This is a genomic window from Trinickia sp. (genome assembly GCF_051953955.1).
GTDB lineage: Bacteria > Pseudomonadota > Gammaproteobacteria > Burkholderiales > Burkholderiaceae > Trinickia.
Genome location: NZ_JBQCIF010000009.1, coordinates 20,256 through 39,777, shown reverse-complemented (window position 1 = coordinate 39,777; position 19,522 = coordinate 20,256). Strand labels below are relative to the sequence as shown.

The window sequence follows — 19,522 nt, the reverse complement described above, 5'->3', positions numbered from 1 at the left end:
ACGGGCGCCTGCCGCCCGGTTCAGTCTATGAAGACATTCCTCGCAGCCTTGGGGGCCGCTTTGCTCTTCGTCTCGAGCGCGGCCTTCGCCGTGCCGAGTGCCCAGCAAGTCGAGCGCGCGATGGCGCAAGGCAACTGGCAGCAAGCCGACAGCGAGCTCTCGCAAGTACTCGCGGCGCATCCGAACAACGCCCACGCCCACTATCTGTACGGTCAAGTCCTCGCGAACGAGGGCCGCTACGCCGACGCCCTCGCTCAACTCAAACAAGCCAAGACGCTCGATCCGCAGATTCGCTTCACGAGCCCGGACCGTTTCAACCAAGTGCAATCGCGCATCGAAGCCGCGGCCAACCGCGCCGGCGCGACGGCCGCACCGGCGCACAACAACGGAACCCAGCTCGCGGGCGCCCTGCCCTCGGCGCCCGCGCCGACTCATCGCGGGCCGTCCATGGGCGCGTGGATTGCGCTGGCGATCGTCATCATCGCGATCGCGTTGATCCTGCGCTGGACGCTGCGCCGCGCCCGCTCGAACGACGATAGCCGCGCCGGAGAGGAACGCCGCGCACAACTGAAGCGCGCGACCGAATTGCTCAACGCGGCTCGCTCATTGAAGCTCGACGCGCGCCTGTCGAGCGCGGCGGGCCACGAAACGCTGGCGAGCGAAGTGGAAGCCGTCGAGAACCAGTTGCGCACGCTCGTCGAATCGCTCTCCAACAACGGCAATCCGGTCCCGGCCTACCAGCTTGAAGACCTCTCGCGGCAGCTCGACAGCCTGCGGGCGCGCGCCGAAGGGCGCCCGGACCCGAATGCCCAGGCGGCCGGTGCCGGCGCCTCCGCTTATGCCCAGGAAGCCGAGCGGCTGCAGCAGCAACAGGCGCCCTACGGGATGCAGCAGCCCTATCCGCCGCAACAGCAGCCACCGATCGTCGTTCAGCAAGGCGGCGGCGGGATGGGCGGCCTGCTCACGGGCGTGCTGCTCGGCGAGGCGCTGTCGCACGGCCGCGATCGCGTGATCGAACGCGACGTCTACATCGACGACGAAGCGCGCCGCCGTGCCGCCGAACGCAACGACGGCGGCAACGTCGATTTCGGCCAGGGCTCGAACGACTGGAACGACAACGGCGGCAGCGACGGCGGCGTCGATTTCGGCAGCGACGATTCGGGCGGCTGGAGCGATAACTGAGCGTGAGGCGTTCGTCGAAGCTCCCGCTGCGCGTGGCGATCATCGGCAGCGGGTTCGCCGGCATCGGCATGGCGGTCCGGCTGAAACAGATGGGCGTGGCCTCGTTGACGGTCTACGAGGCGGCGCACGAGATCGGCGGCACCTGGCGCGACAACGCCTACCCTGGCGCCGCCTGCGACATCCCCTCGCATCTGTACTCGTTCTCGTTCGCCCAAAATCCGTCGTGGTCGGGCACGTTCGCCTCGCAGCATGAAATCCTCGACTATCTGAAGCGGTGCGTGCGCGAGCACGGCATCGAATCGGTGATCCGCTGTAACGCGCGCGTCGCAAGGGCACGTTTCGACGACGGTGCCCGTGTCTGGCGGCTCGATATCGTCTCCACATCCAGCGAAAACGGGGCGAGACCCGGCGCGCCGGTGCCCGAGCGATCCGAAGAAACGGTCGAAGTCGACGTCGTCATTTCAGCGAACGGGCCGCTCTCGCGCCCGGCACTCCCCGATATCCCAGGCCTCGACCGCTTCGACGGTGCGCTTTTTCATTCGGCGCGCTGGAATCACGGCTATCCGCTCGACGGCAAAACGATCGCCGTGATCGGCACCGGTGCGAGCGCGGTGCAATTCATCCCGCACCTTCAGCGGCGCGCGGCGCGACTCCAGGTGTTTCAGCGCACACCGCCGTGGATCATGCCTAGGCCCGACCGCCCGATCGGGAGCTACGCCCAGCGGACGTTCCGCTGGGTGCCGTTCGCGCAACGGCTCGCACGGTGGACGATCTACTGGCGGCACGAAGCGCGGGCCCTCGCCTTCATCGTCAATCCAAAGTGGATGCACACGCCGATGCAGTTCGCCTCGAGCTATCTCGCGCGGCGCGTGCCGGACCCGGTGTTGCGTGCGAAGCTGACGCCCAACTATCTGCTGGGGTGCAAACGAGTGCTGCTCTCGAGCGATTACTATCCGGCGCTCGCGCAGCCGAACGTCGAAGTCGTCACCACGCCGATCCGCGAGATCGTGGCCGATGGCCTCATTACGGAGGATGGCCGCCACCACCGAGTCGATGCGATCATCTGCGGCACGGGTTTCGAACTGGCCGACGCCGGCGCCCCTTTCCCCGTCATCGGGACACGAGGCGCAGATCTCGATGCACGCTGGCTCAGCGAAGGCCCGCAAGCCTATCTCGGCACGAGCATCTCGGGCTTTCCGAACTTCTTCATGATGATCGGCCCCAACACCGGCCTCGCGCACAACTCGATGATCTTCATGATCGAATCGCACATCGCCTACATCGCGGGCTGCCTACGCGCCCTCTGCCGGCGCCGCGCGCGGACGATGGAAGTGCGGTCCGAAGCCGAGCACGCGTTCAACGAACGGCTCGAACACGCGTTCCGGGGCACTGTTTGGATGAGCGGCTGCCGCAGCTGGTACCTGTCGAAGCGCGGCCGAAATGCGGCATTATGGCCCGGGTTCAGCTTCGCATTCCGGTGGCTGACGCGGCGCGTCAGGGCCAGTGACTACCGTTTCGGCGATTAGCCTGCCGCCATGCCGGCGCGGCACCTGCTTGCCGGCCGGCGCTGTGGCGAGAACGTGGCGGCGATCAGGCCGCAGGCCGAATCAGGCCGGCGTCAGCACCGTGCCGAGCGCCGCGGGTTCGGTACGAGCGGCCCGCGAGGACGCCGCGTTCGCGTTCGCATGCGCCTCCAACTGGAACGCCGCGACCGCCGCGTCCAGCTGAGCCGCTTGCTCCTCGAGCGAGGCCGCCGCTGCGGCAGCCTGCTCCACCAACGCCGCATTTTGCTGCGTAACCGAGTCCATCTGAACCACGGCGAGATTGATCTGCTCGATCCCTGTCGATTGCTCGCTCGACGCCGCGCTGATTTTGCCGATGATGTCGGTCACGCGGTGCACCGAGGCCACGACTTGGCCCATCGTCTCGCCCGCTCGCCCAACCAGCGCGCTGCCGGCCTGCACCTTGTCGGCCGAGGCCGCGATCAGCGATTTGATCTCCTTGGCCGCGCTCGCGCTGCGCTGCGCGAGGCTGCGCACTTCTCCCGCCACCACGGCGAAACCCCGGCCCTGCTCGCCTGCGCGGGCGGCTTCGACCGCAGCGTTGAGCGCCAAGATGTTGGTCTGGAACGCGATGCCTTCGATCACGCCGATGATGTCGCCGATCTGATTCGAGCTCGAGGCGATGTCCTCCATGGTGCGAACGACGTCGCCGACGACTTCGCCGCCACGAGCCGCCGTATCCGAGGCGTCGCGCGCGAGCGAGCTCGCTTCGACCGCGTGATCGGCGTTGAGCCGCACCGTCGACGTCAATTGCTCCATGCTCGACGCCGTTTCCTGCAACGAGGCCGCCTGCTGCTCGGTGCGCTGCGAGAGATCGGCGTTGCCCGTCGCGATTTCGCGGGCGCCGTGCATGATCACCTCCGATCCCGTGCGCACGCGCGCGACCGTCGCGACGAGCGCCGCCTGCATGCGCTGCAGCCCGACCAGCAGCCGGCCCATTTCGTTCTTGCTGTCGGCGACGATCGTGCCCGTCAAGTCGCCGGCGGCAATGCGCTCGCAATGGCGCACGACGGCGTCGATGGGCCGCACGACGGCCGATACGAGCGCCGCGCGTGCAACGATGCCGATGAGAAACGCGATGGCCGCGATGACGGCCGCCGCCGTCGCCAGCGCATGGAAGGTCGCTTGCGATGCGCCGTAGCGCGCTTCCTCGTGCGTGACCTGCAGCGCTTCGAGTTCGTTGATCGCTGCCTCATAGCGCGCGTAGAGCTCGTTCGCCGTCTGGCCTTGGAGCGTGCGGAACGTATTGAAGTCGTTCTGCTCGAGCGCTTGAAACTCCGGATTGATCGCCTGCTGCACGAGCGCCGTGCGCGCCGCGCCGACCGCGTCGGCCAGACGCGATTCGTTCTCGTCGCGCGGCTTGTTCAGATAGTCGGCCCACTGCGCATCGCTTTCCTTCAAGACGCCATGCGCTTTGGGCAGCAGGTCGTCGCCGGCCTTGCCCATCGAAAACAGGGTCTCGTAACTGCCCAGTGCGAGCCGTACTTGCAGCATGCGTTCGGAGCTCGTCTTCAAATGCGTGAGCGCGGCCGTATCGGTCGCATACATTTGTTTGAGCGCGTCGTTGCTCTTTTGCAGCCCCAGCATGCCGGCGGCCATGGCCGCCATCAGCGCGAGCGTATAGCCCGCGATCGTGAGCGTCAGCCCGCCGCGTATCGTGAAGCGTTTGAACATGGCATCGACGTGCGCGCGCTCATGACGAGGCGCCGCACCGTCCCCTCCGTAGTGATGGTGATGCGCGCACATGCGGCTCTCTGACGGAGCGTCGGCTATACCCGGCCTGCTGCGAGTGGATTGATCGGGCGCGTCGTGCGTGCGAAGGTTCTCGCGCAATCTAAGGGTTTCCCGCCGATTGCGCAATGGCTGGAAACACTATTGTCATACTATCGTCATCCCCCCTCAAGTTCGGCCGCACATCGTCCGTTAACGCATAGGAAAGCTACTCCAAGGAGCGACCATGCGTTTGACCTTGCGCCGGCCGCGCGCCGCGCGATCGATCGTGGGCGACATCGCCGAACATGCGGGCAAGCTCGGCATCGAGATTTGCGATGTCTCCGGCCACGTCGAGGAAGTGGCGAGCCGCGTGGCGCAGCAGGCGAACGTCTGCCGGTCGCTGCGCGAATCGGCTTCGGTCACGATGCAAGGCAACCATCGGATCGCCGAAGCCGCGCGCCAGGTACGCATCGTCAGCAGCGAAGCGTCGAGTTCGGTCGAGCAGTCGCGGCAAACCCTCGATGCGTCGCTGGCCGACATTCACGGCCTCGTCGAGGGCGTGACGGGCATCGCCGCGCAAATGGAAGCGCTGCGCGAGGCGCTCGGGCACGTGAGCACCGTTTCCGAAGAAATCTCGCTGATCGCGCGCCAAACGCATCTGCTCGCCATCAACGCGGCGATCGAAGCAGCCCGCGCCGGCGAATCGGGCAAGAGCTTCGCCGTCGTCGCGGCCGAAGTCAAAAACCTGTCCCGCAAGACCGCGCAAGCCACGGCCCAAATCGAAGCGACGCTTGCGCGCCTGACGCAGCAGACGGAGCAGCTCATCGCCGACGGCGCCGAGAATACGGCGCGCGCGCATCGCGTGAAGCAAGGGTCGGCAACGATCGGCGGGATCGTCGAGTCGACGGGCACGGCGATCACGCAGTTGCATGAAGAGGCCGAGCAAATCGCGACGCTGAGCGGCGACATCGAGACCCAATGTCACCGCTTGGAAGAGCAAGTAGGCAATATGGCGAGCGGCGTCGAGCATTCGAGTGCGAACTTTTTGCAGGCCAAAGACCGTCTCGCGAGCCTCTTGTCCGTTTCCGAAAAACTGATCGAGCTGACGGCCGCCACCGGCGTCGAGACGCCCGATTCCCGCTTCATCGAAGCGGCGCAGCGCACGGCCGCCCTCGTCGGCAAGCGCTTCGAGCAAGCGCTCGCGCGCGGCGAGATCACCGAGGCCGCCCTGTTCGATGCTCGCTACGTGCCGATCCCGGGCACCGATCCGCAGCAATACATGACGCAATTCACGGCGCTCACCGATCGCGTCTTGCCCGACATTCTGGAGCCCGTGCTGACCTTGGACGAACGCGTGGCGTTTTGCGCCGCCGTCGACGTGCGCGGCTATCTGCCGACGCACAACCGCAAGTTCTCCCAGCCGCAGCGAGCCGGCGATGCGGTCTGGAACGCGGCCAACTGCCGGAACCGGCGCATCTTCAACGATCGCACGGGGCTCGCGGCCGCGACGCACACGAAACCGTTCCTGCTGCAGGCCTATCGGCGCGACATGGGCGGCGGCGCATTCGCGACGATGAAGGACGCCTCCGCGCCGATCTACGTGCGCGGCCGCCACTGGGGCGGCGTGAGGCTCGCCTACAAGACCTGAGGCGATTGCGAGCGCGGCGCGAGCCGCGAAACTCCTTCCGGGACGATCGGCCGTTCGCTATCATGGCCACGAGGGCATGCGCCTTGCGCACTCGGTGCGACTCGCATGCGTCCCGTCAGCCAAGGAGGAACAACAATATGGGCATCGTCAAGGAATTCAGGGAGTTCGCCGTCAAAGGGAACGTGATGGATCTGGCCGTCGGCGTCATCATCGGCGGCGCGTTCTCCACGATCGTCAACTCGGTCGTCAAGGATCTGATCATGCCGATCGTCGGCACCGCAACGGGCGGCCTAGACTTCTCGAACAAGTTCGTTCGCCTGGGAGAGATCCCCGCCACGTTCAAGGGCAACCCCGATTCGTACAAGGACTTGCAAACCGCCGGCGTAGCCGTGTTCGGTTACGGCTCGTTCATTACGGCGATCATCAATTTCATCATTCTGGCGCTGATCGTATTCGCGCTCGTCAAGTTCATGAACTCGCTGCGCAAGACGGAACCCGAAGCCGCGCCTGCCGAGCCGCCGCCCCCGCCGGAAGACGTCCTGCTGTTGCGCGAAATCCGCGATTCGCTCAAGCAGCGCTGAGCGAACCGCCGGAGCAAAGGACGCCTCTCGCCGCGAGCCGCTAGAACGCGGTGGCACCGCCTTGGGTCTTGGTCTTGGCCTCGGCCGTGCGCTGAATCAGCACCTCGAGCTGCGAGAAATTGACTGGCTTGGTCAAATGCGCCGTGAACCCCGCGGCCAAGCAGCGCCGCACGTCGTCGTCGGAGCCGTATCCCGTCAATGCGATCGCCGGCACCTGGGAATGCCGGCGCACCGAACTGACGAAATCGAGCCCCGTGCCGTCCGGCAAGCCGACGTCGCTGACGATCAGATCGAACGTTCTTGCGCGCGTCGCCGCCAACGCTTCGGCCACCGATGAGGCAACGGCCACGTCGTGCCCGAGCGAGCGCATCAAATGCGCCATGACATCAGCCGTATCCTCGTGGTCCTCGACGAGCAGAATCGCGATTCGCGCGTCGCCGCCCGCCTTCGCCGATGCCGCCTGCACGGGCTCGTGCGCGGGCATGGACGTCGTCGGCAGCGCGATCGTGAACGTCGCCCCGCAATGCGGGCCAGGGCTACGCGCGCTGACGGTGCCGCCATGCGCATCGGTCAGCGCCTTCGTGATGGCGAGGCCGAGCCCCAGCCCGCCGAACTGCTGCGTCATGCGCTGGCTGCCCTGCTCGAACGCATTGAACAACTTGCCGATCTGCTCCGGGGCGATGCCGATGCCGGTATCTTCGATTTCGATCTCGATGCGCATCCGCGCGTCGCGCGTGCGCACGTAGATGTGGCCGCCGTCGGGCGTGAACTTCGCGGCATTGCGCACGAGGTTCCAGAGCATCTGCTGCAGACGGGCTGGATCCGCCAGCACGTAATGATTTTCCGCGCGCTTTTCCACGTGCACGTCGAGCGCTTTGACTTGGATCTCGGCATGAAACAGCTCGAGGACGCTATCGACGACATCGTGCACGTCGACCCTTTCGAGCGCGAGGCGCAACTTCCCGTTGGCCACGCGCGTCAAGTCGAGCAGATCGTCGATGAGCCTCGCCTCGAGTTCGATGTTGCGCCGGATCATCTTCACGCTCGAGCGCGCCGCGGGCGGCAATTCGGGCATCGTTTCGAGCACGCGCGTGCCGACGAGCACCGGCGTGAGCGGCGTACGCAGCTCATGAGAGAGCATGGCGAGAAAGCGGTCCTTCGCGCGATTGGCCTCCTCGGCCGTCTGCCGTGCGCATTGCTCGGCCGCGAGCAGACGCTCGCGCTCCTCCATTGCCTCGCGCTGCGGTTGAATGTCGGTACAGCTCGCGAACCACTTGCCGACACGCCCATTCGCGTCGCGAACGTCGGCGATGCGCATGTCGAACCAGCGATACGTGCCATCCGCCGCGCGCAACCGCAACTCGTGCCGGTAATCGGCGCCCGTCGCACCGCTGACCGCGTCGAGCCACGAGCGGCGCAGCGCTTCGCGATCGTCCGGATGCACGGCATCGAACCAGCCGAGCCCGCGCGAGGCGGCTTCGTCAAGCCCCGTATACTCATACCACTGCTTCGAAAAAAACTCGCATTCGCCCTGCGCGTTGCTCGTGAACACGAGATGCGGCAGCGCTTCCGACAAGCTGCGGTAATGCGCCTCGCGATCGCGCAGCAAGAGTGCCTCGGCAGACGCGCGCTGCAGCCGCACCTGCGTCAGCACGCGCTCGACGGCCTCCGGCAGGTAATCGAGGTAGCCGCCCGATTTCGGGACGACGTCCGAGATGCCCGTGCGCAGCGCTTCGATCACGCGCGATTCGTCGGTGAAGCCGGTCACGAGGATAGCGGGCAACGCAATGCCCTCGGCACGCAAGCGCCGGAAGAAATCGAGGCCGGTCTCGGCGGTATCGAGTTGGTAGTCGAGCACGAGCAAGTCGGGTGCATCGGCCGCAAGTTGCGCATGCGCGGCTTGCGGGCTCGGATAAGCGAAGACGCGGCACCCCGCGCGCTCGAGCGATTTTCGCGCGAGCCGCAAGATCCCCTCGTCGTCGTCGACGACGAGCACGCGGGCTGGCTCTTGGCGAGAAACGTCGGTCATACGGTTTGAAAGGTTCGTTCGGCGCGATGCCTCGTGCGTCAGCTGATCCGCAACGGTTGTTCTGGCAGCGTCACGTAGAACGTCGAGCCGACACCTTCCGTCGATTCGACCCACGCACGCCCTCCATGGCGCTCGGTCACGCGACGCACGAGCGCGAGCCCGATGCCGTCGCCCTTGGCGCGATCGCCGTGCAGCCGTTGAAACGCGCTGAACATTTTCGGCATGCAGGCTTCGGGAATCCCGAGCCCATTGTCGCGCACGTAGTATGTACGCATTCTAGGCGCTCGTTCGCCGCTTGCCTGCGGCGGCTGCTCGAGCGTGCCGATTTCGATCCGCCCCGCGCGCGAGCTATCGAGATAATTGACGGCATTGCCGATCAGGTTCGAGAAGATTTGCTCGATCGCCGTCGGATCGCCCCACACCGGCGGCAACTCGCCGACGGAAACCGAAACGCTGCGTTCGACGATCGCCTGATGCAGCGATTCGACGACACGCGCGACCGCCCGCGCGACGCTGACGCGCTGCCACTGATATTCGAGCCTGCCCGCGCGGGAAATGCGCAGCAGGGCATCGATGATCGAGGCGGAGCGCGACACGGCTGTGCGCAAAAAGTGCAACGCTTCGCTGAGGTTTCCGTCGAGCACGCGCGTGATGCGCGTGCGCTCGGTGTCCGGCAGGCGAGCCGCATCCAGCATCGCGCGCAATTCGTCGCACGACACTTGCAGTTCGCGCGAAAACCCTTGCAAGTTCACGAGCGGCGAGCGCAAGTCGTGCGACACGCTGTAAATGAACATGTCGTTGTCCTGCTTTTGCTGACGCAGGCTATCGTTCACTTGCGTGAGTTCCTGCGCGCGCGCCTCGAGCGTCGCCTGCAGCGCGCCCTGATCGTGCTCGGACTCCGTCAGCAAGACGCTCGTTCGGTGCAGCGCCGCATCGAGCTCGGCCAACTCGTCGTTGCCGGCCAGCGGCGCCCCGAGCGCCTGTGCGCGGCCGAGCCGTTGCGCGTTGGCGATCAGCGTCCGCAAGCGCCGCCCGATGTTGCCCGCGAACGCCAGCGCCGCGATGGCCCAAATCAGCATCGATCCCCCGATCGCGGCGATCAGTGCGTAGCGCTGCCGTTCGCGCGTTGCGGCCAACTGCGCGCTGCGCTCGCTGTCGAGCCGGGATTCGTCGGCGACGAATGCGCCGAGCTCATCGCGAAACGCTTGGATTTGCGGCGGCAGCGGTGCACTGTCGAACGAAGTTAGCTGCACGCTCTTGCCCTCGCGCAGCGCGGCGGAGATCTGGTCGACATGCGCCCGATAGGCGCTGACCGCTTCGCGCATGCGCCGCACGCGCTCCACTTGGAGCGGATCGTCGGCGACGAGCTTTTCTAGGCGCGAGAGCCGATCGCCGAGATCGACCCAAACGACCTGTCTGTCTACGAAGGAGGCATCGCCGAGAATGAGGCCGGAACGCACGCGCGCGGCCTCGCGCAAAAGCGGATCGACGATGACCGATGCTTGGTAAAGCACTTGCTTGCTGTGCGACGCCCACTGCGCGGCCTCGCTCGATTGCTCCTGGGTCTTCGACAGCATGCCAACGAGCGCGAGCTCGATCAAGCTCGGAACGGCGATCAGCAGCAGCCCCTTCGTGAATAGTTTCATGCGTCCTTGGCAGACTCTCGAGTCGCATATCGTGCACGGCGCGGCACGGCGCTTGCGTTGCACGTGGTGCAAGAGCGAAACCGGACCATTATCCGTGCTGTTCCAAGATATTTCAACGGACGATATAGAAGCGCGCATGCGCACGGAAGTTGGCAATTTTTATGAGTTCGATCAGCACGGCGGCGAAACTCGGGCCTATTATTGCCATAGATGTCGAGCGCGCGATGGTGCTGCTGATGCTGCGCGAGTTCGTCATGACTGCATGCGAGTTTCGGGGATGCAGGTGAAACAGGCCACGGCCGTCGTGAATCCCACGATTTCGTATGCTATAAAAGATTGGACGTGCGGCGCGCGAGAGCCGGGAGTGGTCGCATGAGGACGCTGTGTTTCTTGCAACTCTTTTTCAGGCGAATGTTTATGTCCTTCCCGAGAAAGCGCAGGCGCGCGAGCGCGGAAAGCAAAGAGTCTTTCCTCGCCGTGCTGCGCCAGTTCAAGCCGTTTGTCCAACTCGACACGAAAATCGCCCGCGCACGCTCGCAGGACGAGCCGGTGCTCTACGAGCACGTGCTGCCCGGGCTCGATGTTCTGCTGTGCACGGTGCGCGGCGCTCAACCGCCCTATCCCGATGTCGACGAGCTGCGGCGCCGTTGCGTCGAATCGATCGCGAATGCGCTCGAGCAGCCGCTCGACGGACTCGAGAACGGCGGCTACTGGTACGAGACGAACGGGTTCGGCTTTCTCGTCTTCGCGAGCCGCGCACGCGCGAAGATCTTGCCCGAGTTCGGTGCGGGTGCCGCGACGCGCGGCGCGCGCCGGCAAAATGCGGGCGACGCCGCGCCGCGCTCGTTCCGTTGATGCGTCGTGGGTCCGCGCGGCGCTCGGCGGACGTCACCGCCGCTAGCCGCCGTCAATCCGATCGATTGCGCTGCGCGGCGCGCGCGTGCGGCCGCACGATGTCGATAAATGCCGCCAGATCGGCCTGACCGAGCCCCATCGCCGCCCCCAAGCGCAAAACCTGCTGCACCGCGCCCACGACGGGCATCGCGGCGCCCGTCGATTGGGCCGCGGCAGCGACGGTATCGATATCTTTCTGAAAGGTCTTCAACGAACCGAGGGGCGCAAGGCCGGTTTCCGTCATGCGCGGCACGAACGTGCGCAGCAAAACGGAGTCGGCCCAACCACCGGCTAGCGCTTCGGGTAGCCGCGACGCATCGATGCCGGCAGCTTGGGCAAGCCCGACCGCTTCGGCGATGCCGGCCACCGTCGCACAGACGATCGCTTGATTGCACAGCTTGGTCATTTGCCCCGCCCCCGCCGCGCCCATGTGCGTGAGGCGCGCGGCATAAGCACGGATCAGCGGCTCGACGGCGGCTACGTCGGCCGCGTCGCCGCCGGCCATGACGGCCAGCGTGCCGGCCTCGGCCCCCGGCACGCCGCCCGAAACCGGCGCGTCGACCCACCCGACGCCGTGCCGGGCCGCTTGCGCGGCAAAGCCGCGCGTGGCTTCGGGCGCAATGCTCGAGTGATCGACGATCCAACGGACGCGGCCCGCGCCTGCGTCAGCCGTATCCTCGCCCAGCAAGCCGCCGAGCCCGAACACGACCTCTTCGACGGCATGCGTGTCCGAGACGCACAGAAAGACGGCCTGCGCCTTGTCGACGAGTTCGCGCGGCGTATCGACGACGCGCGCGCCATCGCCCGCGAGTGCCTGCGCCTTTGCACGGGTGCGGTTCCAGACCGACACCGTGTGCCCAGCGCGCAGCAGGTGCCGGATCATCGGCGCGCCCATGAGGCCCGGCCCGCAAAATCCTATGTCCATCGGTCTGTCCTCCTGAGACGAAAGCCGGGCGTCCCGGCACGCGCATGCCGAGTGGGCGCGGCATCGCACGCAGCGATCGGCCCTCGCGAGCGCTGATGCTCCCCGTTGCCTATACTGGTCTCTCCATTGTCGGCGATAAACGGAGACGATACATGAACGAGCATGTCTACAAGTCGATCGAGCTGACCGGTTCGTCGACGAAGTCGAGCGACGACGCGATTCGCTGCGCAATCGAGCGCGCCTCCAAGACGCTGCACAATTTGAATTGGTTCGAAGTGACCGAAACGCGCGGGCACATCGAAAACGGCGCCGTCGTGCATTGGCAGGTCACGCTGAAGCTCGGCATGCGCCTCGACGATTGAGGGCGGGCGACGCTCGCGCCGCGCCGCCCTTTCCCGCCAGCGCCGGCCGGTCAGTGCGGCAGCGTGCCGTCCACGCCTTCGACGTACCAGTTCAGGCGCTGCAGCTCGGGATCGGTGAGGGTCTTGCCCGCCGGCACCTTGACCGCGCCCGACTGATCCTTGATCGGGCCCGTGAAGACATCGCGCTTGCCGCTGGCGATCTCGTCGTGCGCCTTCTTCTCGTCCGCGCGTGCCGCGGCGGGCACCGCCGTGTTCAGGTTTTCAAGGTCAACGGCTTGCTGAGGCAGCCCCCACCAGACTGGATCGTTCTTCCATTTGCCGTCGAGCACCTGCTGGATCGCGGCTTGATAATAAACACCCCAGTGCGCGACGACGGATCCGAGCGCCGCCTCGGGGCCGAACTTCTTCATATCAGAATCCCAGCCGAATGCGTGCACGTGCTTTTCCTGCGCCGTCGCAAGCGTGGCGCTCGAATCGGTGTTCTGCAAGAGTACGTCGGCGCCCTGCCCGATCAGCGTCTCGGCGGCCTGCTTCTCCTTGCCCGGATCGAACCAGCTGTTGATCCAAATCACCTTCGTATGGATCTTCGGGTTCACGGAGCGAGCACCAAGCGTGTATGCGTTGATGTTGCGTACCACTTCGGGGATCGGCACCGAGGCGACGAATCCGAGCGTGTTCGTCTTCGTTACGTGGCCCGCGACGATGCCGGCGAGGTACGCACCCTGATACATGCGCACGTCGTAAGTGCCGAAATTCTTCGCCTTCTTGTAACCCGTTGCGTGCAGAAACACCGTATCGGGGAAATCCTTCGCGACCTTCAGTTCGAAGTCCTGATAGCCGAAGCTCGTGCCGAAGATGATCTTGTTGCCCTTGCTCGCGAGTTCACGGAATACGCGCTCGGAATCGGCCGACTCGGGCACGTCCTCGACGCGCGTAACCTTGATCTTGTTGCCGAACTTGGCCTCGACTTGCTTCGAGCCTTGATCGTGCGCGTACGTCCAGCCGGCATCGCCGGGATTGCCCAGATACACGAAGGCGACGCCGGGCACGTCCGCGGCCTGCGCCGTTGGCATGAGCGCGAGCGCGGCACCCAGCGCGAGCGCCGTGCTTGCGGCGAGCGAGGTCAACGTCTTTCTTCTCATCGAACTTCTCCAGTGGTGTGGTGAAACGGTCGGGCAAGCAGCAGCTTGCCACCTGAGCGGATATCGATCGAACGGGCCGCGCACTGCCTAGCTCGTCGCAAAGAACGGCTTGCCGAGCGATGCCGGCGCATTGAGCTTGATGGTGTTCGGATTGCGAGAAATGACGGCCAGCACGACGATCGTCGCGAGGTACGGCAGCATCGCGAGAAATTGCGTCGGCACGGGCACGCCCACGGCCTGGGCATAGAACTGCAGCCCCGTCACGGCACCGAACAGCAGCGCGCCGATCAGCAGCCGAGCGGGCCGCCAGGTGGCGAACACGACGAGCGCGAGCGCGATCCAGCCGCGCCCCGACGTCAATTGCTCTTGCCACAGATGCAGGTAGACGATCGAATAATAGCCGCCGGCGAGCCCCGCCATCCCGCCCCCGAACAGCGTTGCGCCGTAGCGCACGCCGATCACGGGAAAGCCGACCGAATGCGCCACGCTCGGCGATTCTCCGACCGAGCGCAACACGAGCCCCGCGCGCGTGCGATAGAGGAACCAGGCGACGACGCCGAACATCGCGAACGCGAGATACCCGAGCGGCGTCAGCGAAAACAGCGCGGGCCCGAGCACGGGCACGTGCGAGAGCCCCGGAATGGGCCATGCGCCGATCGCGGCGCTGATCGACGCCGACGTGTACGGCTTGCCGACGTAGGCGGACAGACCCGTGCCGAAGATCGCGAGCGATAGCCCCGTCGCCACTTGATTGGCGAGCATCGTCAGCGTGAGAAACGCAAACAGCAGCGCCATTGCGGCGCCCGCACCGATCGACGCCGCCACGCCGAGCCAAGGATGGCCCGTTGCGGCGGTGACGGCATAGCCCGTCACGGCGCCCATCAGCATCATCCCTTCCACGCCGAGATTGAGCACGCCCGACTTTTCCGTGACGAGTTCGCCGATGCCGGCGAACATCAACGGAATCGCGGCAACGACGGCACTGGAAGCAAGCGAGCCGGCTTGTTGAATATCCATGGTCTTTCGTTCTATTTCGCGTTGTATTTCGATCAGCGGGGACCGATCATCCATGCACGGCATGCGCGATGCGGCGCACGCGGTAATTGACGAACAGATCCGCGCCGAGCAGGCAGAACAGCAGCAGCCCTTGGAATACACCCGAGAGCGCCTGCGGCAATTGCATCGACGTCTGAACGGCCTCTCCGCCCAGATAGAGCAGCGCCATCAGCAAGCTCGCCAGCACGATGCCGAGCGGATGCAGCCGTCCGACGAAGACGACGATGATCGCCGTGAAGCCGTAGCCCGGCGACCACGTGGCCTGCAACTGTCCGATCGGACCGGCGATTTCGCCCATTCCCGCGAGGCCCGCCAGCGCCCCGCTCAAAAGCAGCGACGTCCAGACCGTGCGCGCATCCGAGAAGCCGGCATAGCGAGCGGCGAGCGGCGATAGCCCCCCGACGTTCATGCGGAAGCCCGCGAAGCTCTTGCGCATGAAGAGCCAGACGGCCGGGATCGCCGCGAGCGTCAGGAACACGGACGCATTGAGCCGGGTCCCGCGCAGCCAGTGCCAATGCCAATCGCCGCCGAAGGTCGGATAAAGCGCGTCGCCCGAGAACATCTCCGAAATCGGAAAATTCATCCCCTGCGGATCGCGCCACGGACCGCTGACGAGATAGATCAAGAGCTGCGCCGCCACGTACGTGAGCATGAGGCTCGTCAGAATCTCGTTGGTGTTGAAGCGGGTCTTCAAGAAGGCTGGAATGCTCGCCCACAGCATGCCGCCGACGATGCCCGCGCCCATCATCAGGAACAGGATCCATACGCCGCTTGCCTGATCGAAGTAGATCGCGACGCCGCTCGCGGCGATGCCGCCCGCGAGCATCTGCCCCTCCGCGCCGATGTTCCAGACGTTCGCGCGATAGCCGACGGCCAAGCCCAGGCCGATCAGGCACAGCGGCGAGGCTTTGAGCAGCAGCTCCGACCAGCCGTTGACGTCGGAAAGCGGATCGATGAAGAAAGCTCGCATCGCCTGCACCGGATCGCGCCCGACGAGGCCGAAGATCAGAAAGCCTATCGCAAGCGTCAAAAGCGCGGCGATGAGGGGCACGGCGAGCCTCATTGCGCGCGATGGCGTCGGGCGTGCTTCGAGTCGATAAGGAAAATGCATGGTCTATTCGAGCGTTCGTTGTTCGTTCGTTGTTCGTGTGAGCAAGCGTCCGGTCCCTATCCGCACCAGCGGCACGGGCGGCACCGGCTCGTTCGCTGGGGCACCGGGCCCCGGCGCCGGGACGATGCCGAACGGCGATCAGGCATGTGCGGTCCGCTCCGCGGACGGCGCCGTGCCGTGATCGCCGAACAGGCCCGCCATCCACAAGCCGATTTCCTCGGCGTTGGTCTCGCCTGTCTTGCGCGCCGGCGATAAACGGCCGCGCGCGAGAACGGCGATGCGGTCGCAAATGTCGAACAGCTCGTCGAGCTCTTCGGAGATCACGAGCACGGCTACACCCCTGGCCGACAAATCGAGCAGTTGCTGCCGAATGAACGCCGAAGCACCCACGTCGACGCCCCACGTGGGCTGCGCCACCACGAGCACCTTCGGCGCCTGCAGCACCTCGCGGCCCACGATGTACTTTTGCAGATTCCCGCCCGAGAGCGACTGCGCAAGCGCATCGGGGCCTCCGCAGCGCACGTCGAACGCCTCGATGCAGCGTGTCGCGAACGCGCGCATCGCGCGCGCGCCGATCCAGCCGTGGCGGACCATGCCGGGCAGGCGATGCGCGGTCAGCAGCGCATTGTCGGCGAGCGACATCGCCGGCACGGCGCCGCGCCCGAGCCGCTCCTCCGGCACGAATGCGAAGCCGAGGCGGCGGCGCGCACCGGCCGAGAGCCGCCCCGCGCGCTTGCCGCATATCGTCACGGCGTCCGGGTCCGCGGCGAAGCGCTTTTCCCCCGAGAGCGCCGCCAAGAGCTCCGCCTGGCCGTTGCCCGATACACCTGCGATCCCGAAGATCTCGCCCGCATGGACGTCGAACGTCACGTTCTCGAGCGATGTCCCGAACGGGTCGTCGCTCGCCGCCGACAGGCGCTTCACGCTGAGCAAGACCTCGCCTGGCGCATGCGCGCGGCGCGTGTAATCGGGCAGAGCATGACCGACCATCAGCTGCGCGAGCGACTCGTTGGTTTGTTCGCGTGGCTTGACGTGCCCCGTGACGCGGCCGCCGCGCATGACGGTCGCGGTATCGCAGAGCTCGCGAATCTCGTCGAGCTTGTGGCTGATGTAGAGCACGCTGCAGCCTTGGGCGGCCAAGCGCCTGAGCGTATCGAACAGCTTGCGCACGGCCTGCGGCGTCAGCACCGAGGTGGGCTCGTCCATGATCAACAGCCGCGGGTGCTGCAACAGGCAGCGCACGATCTCCACACGCTGGCGTTCGCCGACGGTCAGGCTATGGACGTGCCGCTGCGGGTCGATGTCGAGGCCGTATTCGGCCGATACGTCGCGAATGCGCTTGGACAACGCAGTTGGATCGAACGGCTCGTCGAGCGCGAGCGCGATGTTCTCGCCGACGGTCAGCGTTTCGAACAGCGAGAAATGCTGAAAGACCATGCCGATCCCGAGCTTGCGCGCCTGCGCGGGGTTCGAGATCTCGACGAGGTCTCCCTCCCACCGGATCTCGCCTGCATCGGGCCGCACCGAGCCGTAGATGATCTTCATCAGCGTGCTCTTGCCCGCGCCGTTTTCGCCGAGTACGGCGTGGATCTCGCCGGGCGCCACGACGAGATCCACGCCGTCGTTGGCCCTCACCGAGGGGTACTGCTTGCTGATGCCCGCCAGCGCGAGCCGCGGGGCGACCGGCGAGCTCGCGCTCGTCCGGCCCTCGAAGCTTGAATGATCGCCCATGAAATTCGCCAAACCTGATTGCTTATTCGTTCCCGCGCAACACGCTGATCGCTCGTCGCACCCCTGTCCACCCCGCTACCGGTCGCGCTGATCGGGCGAGCCTGCGCGGTCCCGGCGCGCAGCCGTGGTCCGACGATACCCAAATCGGGACCGAGCGTCGAGCCGTCAATATCCTGCGGCTGCTCGGTTTCGCCGATGCGCCACACGGGTATTTGCCGCCTTGACGTGCGCAATTGCACATATTAAAAACCTGATATCCCCACCCCCACTGCATCAGCCGAAACATATATCGGAGCAATTCATGAGTCAGCAACGCGAGGCGATCGACACGTATTTATTGCGCGTCTTGCACACCCTCTTGATGGAGCGCAGCGTCACGCGCGCGGCCGTCAAGCTCAATCAATCTCAACCGGCCATCAGCGCGGCGCTGCGCCGCCTGCGCGACATCACCGGCGATCCGCTGCTCGTGCGCGGCAAATCCGGCATGGTGCCGACCGAATACGGCCTGCGCCTACTCGAGCCCGTGCAAAATGCGCTGCGCGAAATCGAGCGCATCCGCTTCCAGCAACACAACTTCGATCCCGCCACGTCGATCCGCTGCTATCGGATCGGCTGCCCCGACTACCTGAACGTCCTGTTCGTGCCGACCGTCGTCGAACGTTTCCGCCAGGCCGCACCGAACGCTCAACTCGAATTCCACTCGCTCGGCCCCTCGTTCGATTACGAGCTCGCACTCGAGGACGGCAAGCTCGACGTCGTCATCGGCAATTGGCCCGAGCCGCCCGAACAGTTGCACCTGTCCAATCTGTTCATCGACGAAATCGTCTGCCTCATGAGCAGCGCGCATCCGTTCGCCAAGCGGGGCGCGCTCACGCTCGATCAGTACCTGAACGCACCTCATCTCGCGCCGACCCCATATTCGGTCGGCCAGCGCGGGGCCATCGATGTCCATCTCGCGCGCGAGCGGCTCAAGCGTCACGTCGTGGTCACGTTACCGTACTTCAACCTCGCCCCGTACGTGCTGATCAAGTCGGATCTCCTGTTCACGACGACACGGCTGTTCGCCGACCACTACGCCAAGTACCTGCCGCTCACGGTCCTGCCCGCCCCGCTCGACTTTCCGCCGATGCAGTACTACCAACTCTGGCACGAGCGCTGCCACTATTCCGACGAAGTGCGCTGGCTGCGCAGCCTCGTCGCCGATGCGACGCGCACGCTCGTCGAGCGCGCCTGAACCGAGTTGCCTGCGCCGTCCCGCACCGGCATAACGATCGGGAGCCAAAATAGCGCTGGCAATGTCCGCCGCAGCGATACTCGCCTTCACCGTTTCGATATATTGGTGCCGTTTTCGACGAACGAGCCTGTATTTCACGCCGCGTGCCGCCGCGGCTCATGCGGTGCTCCTTATCTTTCCTATCGCGTGCGCGCGAGCCGCCGGCAAGTTCTTAGAATGGCGACACGGCGCTCGCATCGAATCGCCGACGGGTATGTAGCCACCGACGTGGAGCCTCGATCCGCCGCTTGCGTATTGGATCGAGTCGCTGCTCGACACTTTTCGCGTTCATCACAAGGAAAACTGCGAATGGGAAAGCTGACTACCCACGTTCTGGACACGGCGCACGGGCGCCCCGGCGCCGGCATCGAGGTCGAGCTGTTCAAGCTCGAAGGCGATGCTCGGTGTCTGCTCAAACGAACCGTCACCAACGATGACGGCCGTTGCGACGCGCCGCTCCTCGAAGGCGAGGCGATGGTCCCCGGCGAGTACGAACTCGTATTTCATGCGGGCGACTACTTCGCGGCTGCCGGCGTCGCCGTGCCGGCGCCGCGCTTCGTCGATCGCGTGGTGCTGCGTTTCGGCATCGCCGATGCACAGGCGCACTATCACGTGCCGCTCCTGGTCTCTCCGTGGGCTTACAGCACCTATCGCGGCAGCTGAACCT

At 65.6% G+C, this 19,522-nt stretch carries 17 protein-coding genes; 9 read left to right on the top strand and 8 right to left on the bottom strand.

What is annotated here, in order from left to right; all coding sequences use genetic code 11:
* Nucleotides 1–27 precede the first annotated feature (27 nt).
* On the top strand, nucleotides 28–1,182 hold the full coding sequence (locus ACTHNZ_RS01665) for a tetratricopeptide repeat protein (protein ID WP_440540753.1): 1,155 nt from the start codon (nucleotides 28–30) through the stop codon (nucleotides 1,180–1,182).
* 2 nt (nucleotides 1,183–1,184) lie between these two features.
* On the top strand, nucleotides 1,185–2,708 hold the full coding sequence (locus tag ACTHNZ_RS01660) for a flavin-containing monooxygenase (RefSeq protein WP_440540752.1): 1,524 nt from the start codon (nucleotides 1,185–1,187) through the stop codon (nucleotides 2,706–2,708).
* 81 nt (nucleotides 2,709–2,789) lie between these two features.
* Here the strand turns inward: ACTHNZ_RS01660 and ACTHNZ_RS01655 are convergent, their stop codons facing one another.
* Nucleotides 2,790–4,418, bottom strand: coding sequence for a methyl-accepting chemotaxis protein (locus tag ACTHNZ_RS01655; protein WP_440540786.1), 1,629 nt, complete (start codon nucleotides 4,416–4,418; stop codon nucleotides 2,790–2,792).
* A gap of 283 nt (nucleotides 4,419–4,701) precedes the next feature.
* Here ACTHNZ_RS01655 and ACTHNZ_RS01650 point away from each other — a divergent pair, with 283 nt between their 5' ends.
* Entirely contained in the window at nucleotides 4,702–6,105 is a 1,404-nt protein-coding gene (locus tag ACTHNZ_RS01650; RefSeq protein ID WP_440540751.1) for a methyl-accepting chemotaxis protein, read from the top strand.
* Nucleotides 6,106–6,242: 137 nt separating this feature from the next.
* Entirely contained in the window at nucleotides 6,243–6,686 is a 444-nt protein-coding gene (gene mscL, locus ACTHNZ_RS01645; protein WP_440540750.1) for a large conductance mechanosensitive channel protein MscL, read from the top strand.
* A 40-nt stretch (nucleotides 6,687–6,726) separates the two neighbouring features.
* Here the strand turns inward: mscL and ACTHNZ_RS01640 are convergent, their stop codons facing one another.
* Entirely contained in the window at nucleotides 6,727–8,715 is a 1,989-nt protein-coding gene (locus ACTHNZ_RS01640) for a response regulator (RefSeq protein WP_440540749.1), read from the bottom strand.
* Nucleotides 8,716–8,753: 38 nt separating this feature from the next.
* Nucleotides 8,754–10,361 (bottom strand): sensor histidine kinase, encoded by a 1,608-nt coding sequence (locus ACTHNZ_RS01635; RefSeq protein WP_440540748.1) that lies wholly within the window; start codon nucleotides 10,359–10,361, stop codon nucleotides 8,754–8,756.
* Between the two features lie 161 nt (nucleotides 10,362–10,522).
* Here ACTHNZ_RS01635 and ACTHNZ_RS01630 point away from each other — a divergent pair, with 161 nt between their 5' ends.
* Both ACTHNZ_RS01630 and ACTHNZ_RS01625 read left to right on the top strand, forming a co-directional pair.
* On the top strand, nucleotides 10,523–10,648 hold the full coding sequence (locus ACTHNZ_RS01630) for a hypothetical protein (RefSeq protein WP_440540747.1): 126 nt from the start codon (nucleotides 10,523–10,525) through the stop codon (nucleotides 10,646–10,648).
* Nucleotides 10,649–10,733: 85 nt separating this feature from the next.
* Nucleotides 10,734–11,216 (top strand): hypothetical protein, encoded by a 483-nt coding sequence (locus ACTHNZ_RS01625; RefSeq protein WP_440540746.1) that lies wholly within the window; start codon nucleotides 10,734–10,736, stop codon nucleotides 11,214–11,216.
* A gap of 52 nt (nucleotides 11,217–11,268) precedes the next feature.
* Here ACTHNZ_RS01625 and ACTHNZ_RS01620 read toward each other — a convergent pair whose 3' ends face one another.
* Entirely contained in the window at nucleotides 11,269–12,180 is a 912-nt protein-coding gene (locus tag ACTHNZ_RS01620) for an NAD(P)-dependent oxidoreductase (RefSeq protein WP_440540745.1), read from the bottom strand.
* Between the two features lie 152 nt (nucleotides 12,181–12,332).
* Between ACTHNZ_RS01620 and ACTHNZ_RS01615 the strand changes: the two genes are divergently transcribed.
* Complete coding sequence (locus ACTHNZ_RS01615) at nucleotides 12,333–12,542, top strand: dodecin (RefSeq protein ID WP_440540744.1); 210 nt, start codon at nucleotides 12,333–12,335, stop codon at nucleotides 12,540–12,542.
* A 50-nt stretch (nucleotides 12,543–12,592) separates the two neighbouring features.
* Here the strand turns inward: ACTHNZ_RS01615 and ACTHNZ_RS01610 are convergent, their stop codons facing one another.
* From ACTHNZ_RS01610 to ACTHNZ_RS01595, 4 genes are all read right to left on the bottom strand, one after another.
* The gene (locus ACTHNZ_RS01610; RefSeq protein ID WP_440540743.1) at nucleotides 12,593–13,684 is read right to left on the bottom strand and encodes a BMP family ABC transporter substrate-binding protein; all 1,092 of its coding nucleotides are present in this window, start codon (nucleotides 13,682–13,684) and stop codon (nucleotides 12,593–12,595) included.
* A gap of 87 nt (nucleotides 13,685–13,771) precedes the next feature.
* Nucleotides 13,772–14,701, bottom strand: a complete 930-nt coding sequence (locus ACTHNZ_RS01605) for an ABC transporter permease (RefSeq protein ID WP_440540742.1) — start codon at nucleotides 14,699–14,701, stop codon at nucleotides 13,772–13,774.
* 46 nt (nucleotides 14,702–14,747) lie between these two features.
* Nucleotides 14,748–15,851, bottom strand: a complete 1,104-nt coding sequence (locus ACTHNZ_RS01600; protein ID WP_440540741.1) for an ABC transporter permease — start codon at nucleotides 15,849–15,851, stop codon at nucleotides 14,748–14,750.
* Between the two features lie 138 nt (nucleotides 15,852–15,989).
* Nucleotides 15,990–17,582 carry an ABC transporter ATP-binding protein gene (locus ACTHNZ_RS01595; protein ID WP_440540740.1) on the bottom strand — a complete coding sequence of 531 codons (1,593 nt, stop codon included), beginning with the start codon at nucleotides 17,580–17,582 and terminating at the stop codon, nucleotides 15,990–15,992.
* 301 nt (nucleotides 17,583–17,883) lie between these two features.
* Between ACTHNZ_RS01595 and ACTHNZ_RS01590 the strand changes: the two genes are divergently transcribed.
* Nucleotides 17,884–18,816, top strand: coding sequence for a LysR substrate-binding domain-containing protein (locus ACTHNZ_RS01590; protein ID WP_440540739.1), 933 nt, complete (start codon nucleotides 17,884–17,886; stop codon nucleotides 18,814–18,816).
* Nucleotides 18,817–19,164: 348 nt separating this feature from the next.
* The gene (gene uraH, locus ACTHNZ_RS01585) at nucleotides 19,165–19,518 is read left to right on the top strand and encodes a hydroxyisourate hydrolase (RefSeq protein WP_440540738.1); all 354 of its coding nucleotides are present in this window, start codon (nucleotides 19,165–19,167) and stop codon (nucleotides 19,516–19,518) included.
* Nucleotides 19,519–19,522: the final 4 nt, after the last annotated feature.

What these genes read in the sequence shown, in the direction of transcription:
- ACTHNZ_RS01665 (WP_440540753.1), top strand. Translation starts at nt 28, where the DNA reads ATGAAGACATTCCTCGCAGCCTTGGGGGCCGCTTTGCTCTTCGTCTCG.
- ACTHNZ_RS01600 (WP_440540741.1), bottom strand. Translation starts at nt 15,851, where the DNA reads ATGCATTTTCCTTATCGACTCGAAGCACGCCCGACGCCATCGCGCGCA.
- ACTHNZ_RS01605 (WP_440540742.1), bottom strand. Translation starts at nt 14,701, where the DNA reads ATGGATATTCAACAAGCCGGCTCGCTTGCTTCCAGTGCCGTCGTTGCC.
- ACTHNZ_RS01635 (WP_440540748.1), bottom strand. Translation starts at nt 10,361, where the DNA reads ATGAAACTATTCACGAAGGGGCTGCTGCTGATCGCCGTTCCGAGCTTG.
- ACTHNZ_RS01620 (WP_440540745.1), bottom strand. Translation starts at nt 12,180, where the DNA reads ATGGACATAGGATTTTGCGGGCCGGGCCTCATGGGCGCGCCGATGATC.
- mscL (WP_440540750.1), top strand. Translation starts at nt 6,243, where the DNA reads ATGGGCATCGTCAAGGAATTCAGGGAGTTCGCCGTCAAAGGGAACGTG.
- ACTHNZ_RS01615 (WP_440540744.1), top strand. Translation starts at nt 12,333, where the DNA reads ATGAACGAGCATGTCTACAAGTCGATCGAGCTGACCGGTTCGTCGACG.
- ACTHNZ_RS01650 (WP_440540751.1), top strand. Translation starts at nt 4,702, where the DNA reads ATGCGTTTGACCTTGCGCCGGCCGCGCGCCGCGCGATCGATCGTGGGC.
- uraH (WP_440540738.1), top strand. Translation starts at nt 19,165, where the DNA reads ATGGGAAAGCTGACTACCCACGTTCTGGACACGGCGCACGGGCGCCCC.
- ACTHNZ_RS01590 (WP_440540739.1), top strand. Translation starts at nt 17,884, where the DNA reads ATGAGTCAGCAACGCGAGGCGATCGACACGTATTTATTGCGCGTCTTG.
- ACTHNZ_RS01640 (WP_440540749.1), bottom strand. Translation starts at nt 8,715, where the DNA reads ATGACCGACGTTTCTCGCCAAGAGCCAGCCCGCGTGCTCGTCGTCGAC.
- ACTHNZ_RS01625 (WP_440540746.1), top strand. Translation starts at nt 10,734, where the DNA reads ATGAGGACGCTGTGTTTCTTGCAACTCTTTTTCAGGCGAATGTTTATG.
- ACTHNZ_RS01595 (WP_440540740.1), bottom strand. Translation starts at nt 17,582, where the DNA reads ATGGGCGATCATTCAAGCTTCGAGGGCCGGACGAGCGCGAGCTCGCCG.
- ACTHNZ_RS01655 (WP_440540786.1), bottom strand. Translation starts at nt 4,418, where the DNA reads ATGTTCAAACGCTTCACGATACGCGGCGGGCTGACGCTCACGATCGCG.
- ACTHNZ_RS01630 (WP_440540747.1), top strand. Translation starts at nt 10,523, where the DNA reads ATGAGTTCGATCAGCACGGCGGCGAAACTCGGGCCTATTATTGCCATA.
- ACTHNZ_RS01610 (WP_440540743.1), bottom strand. Translation starts at nt 13,684, where the DNA reads ATGAGAAGAAAGACGTTGACCTCGCTCGCCGCAAGCACGGCGCTCGCG.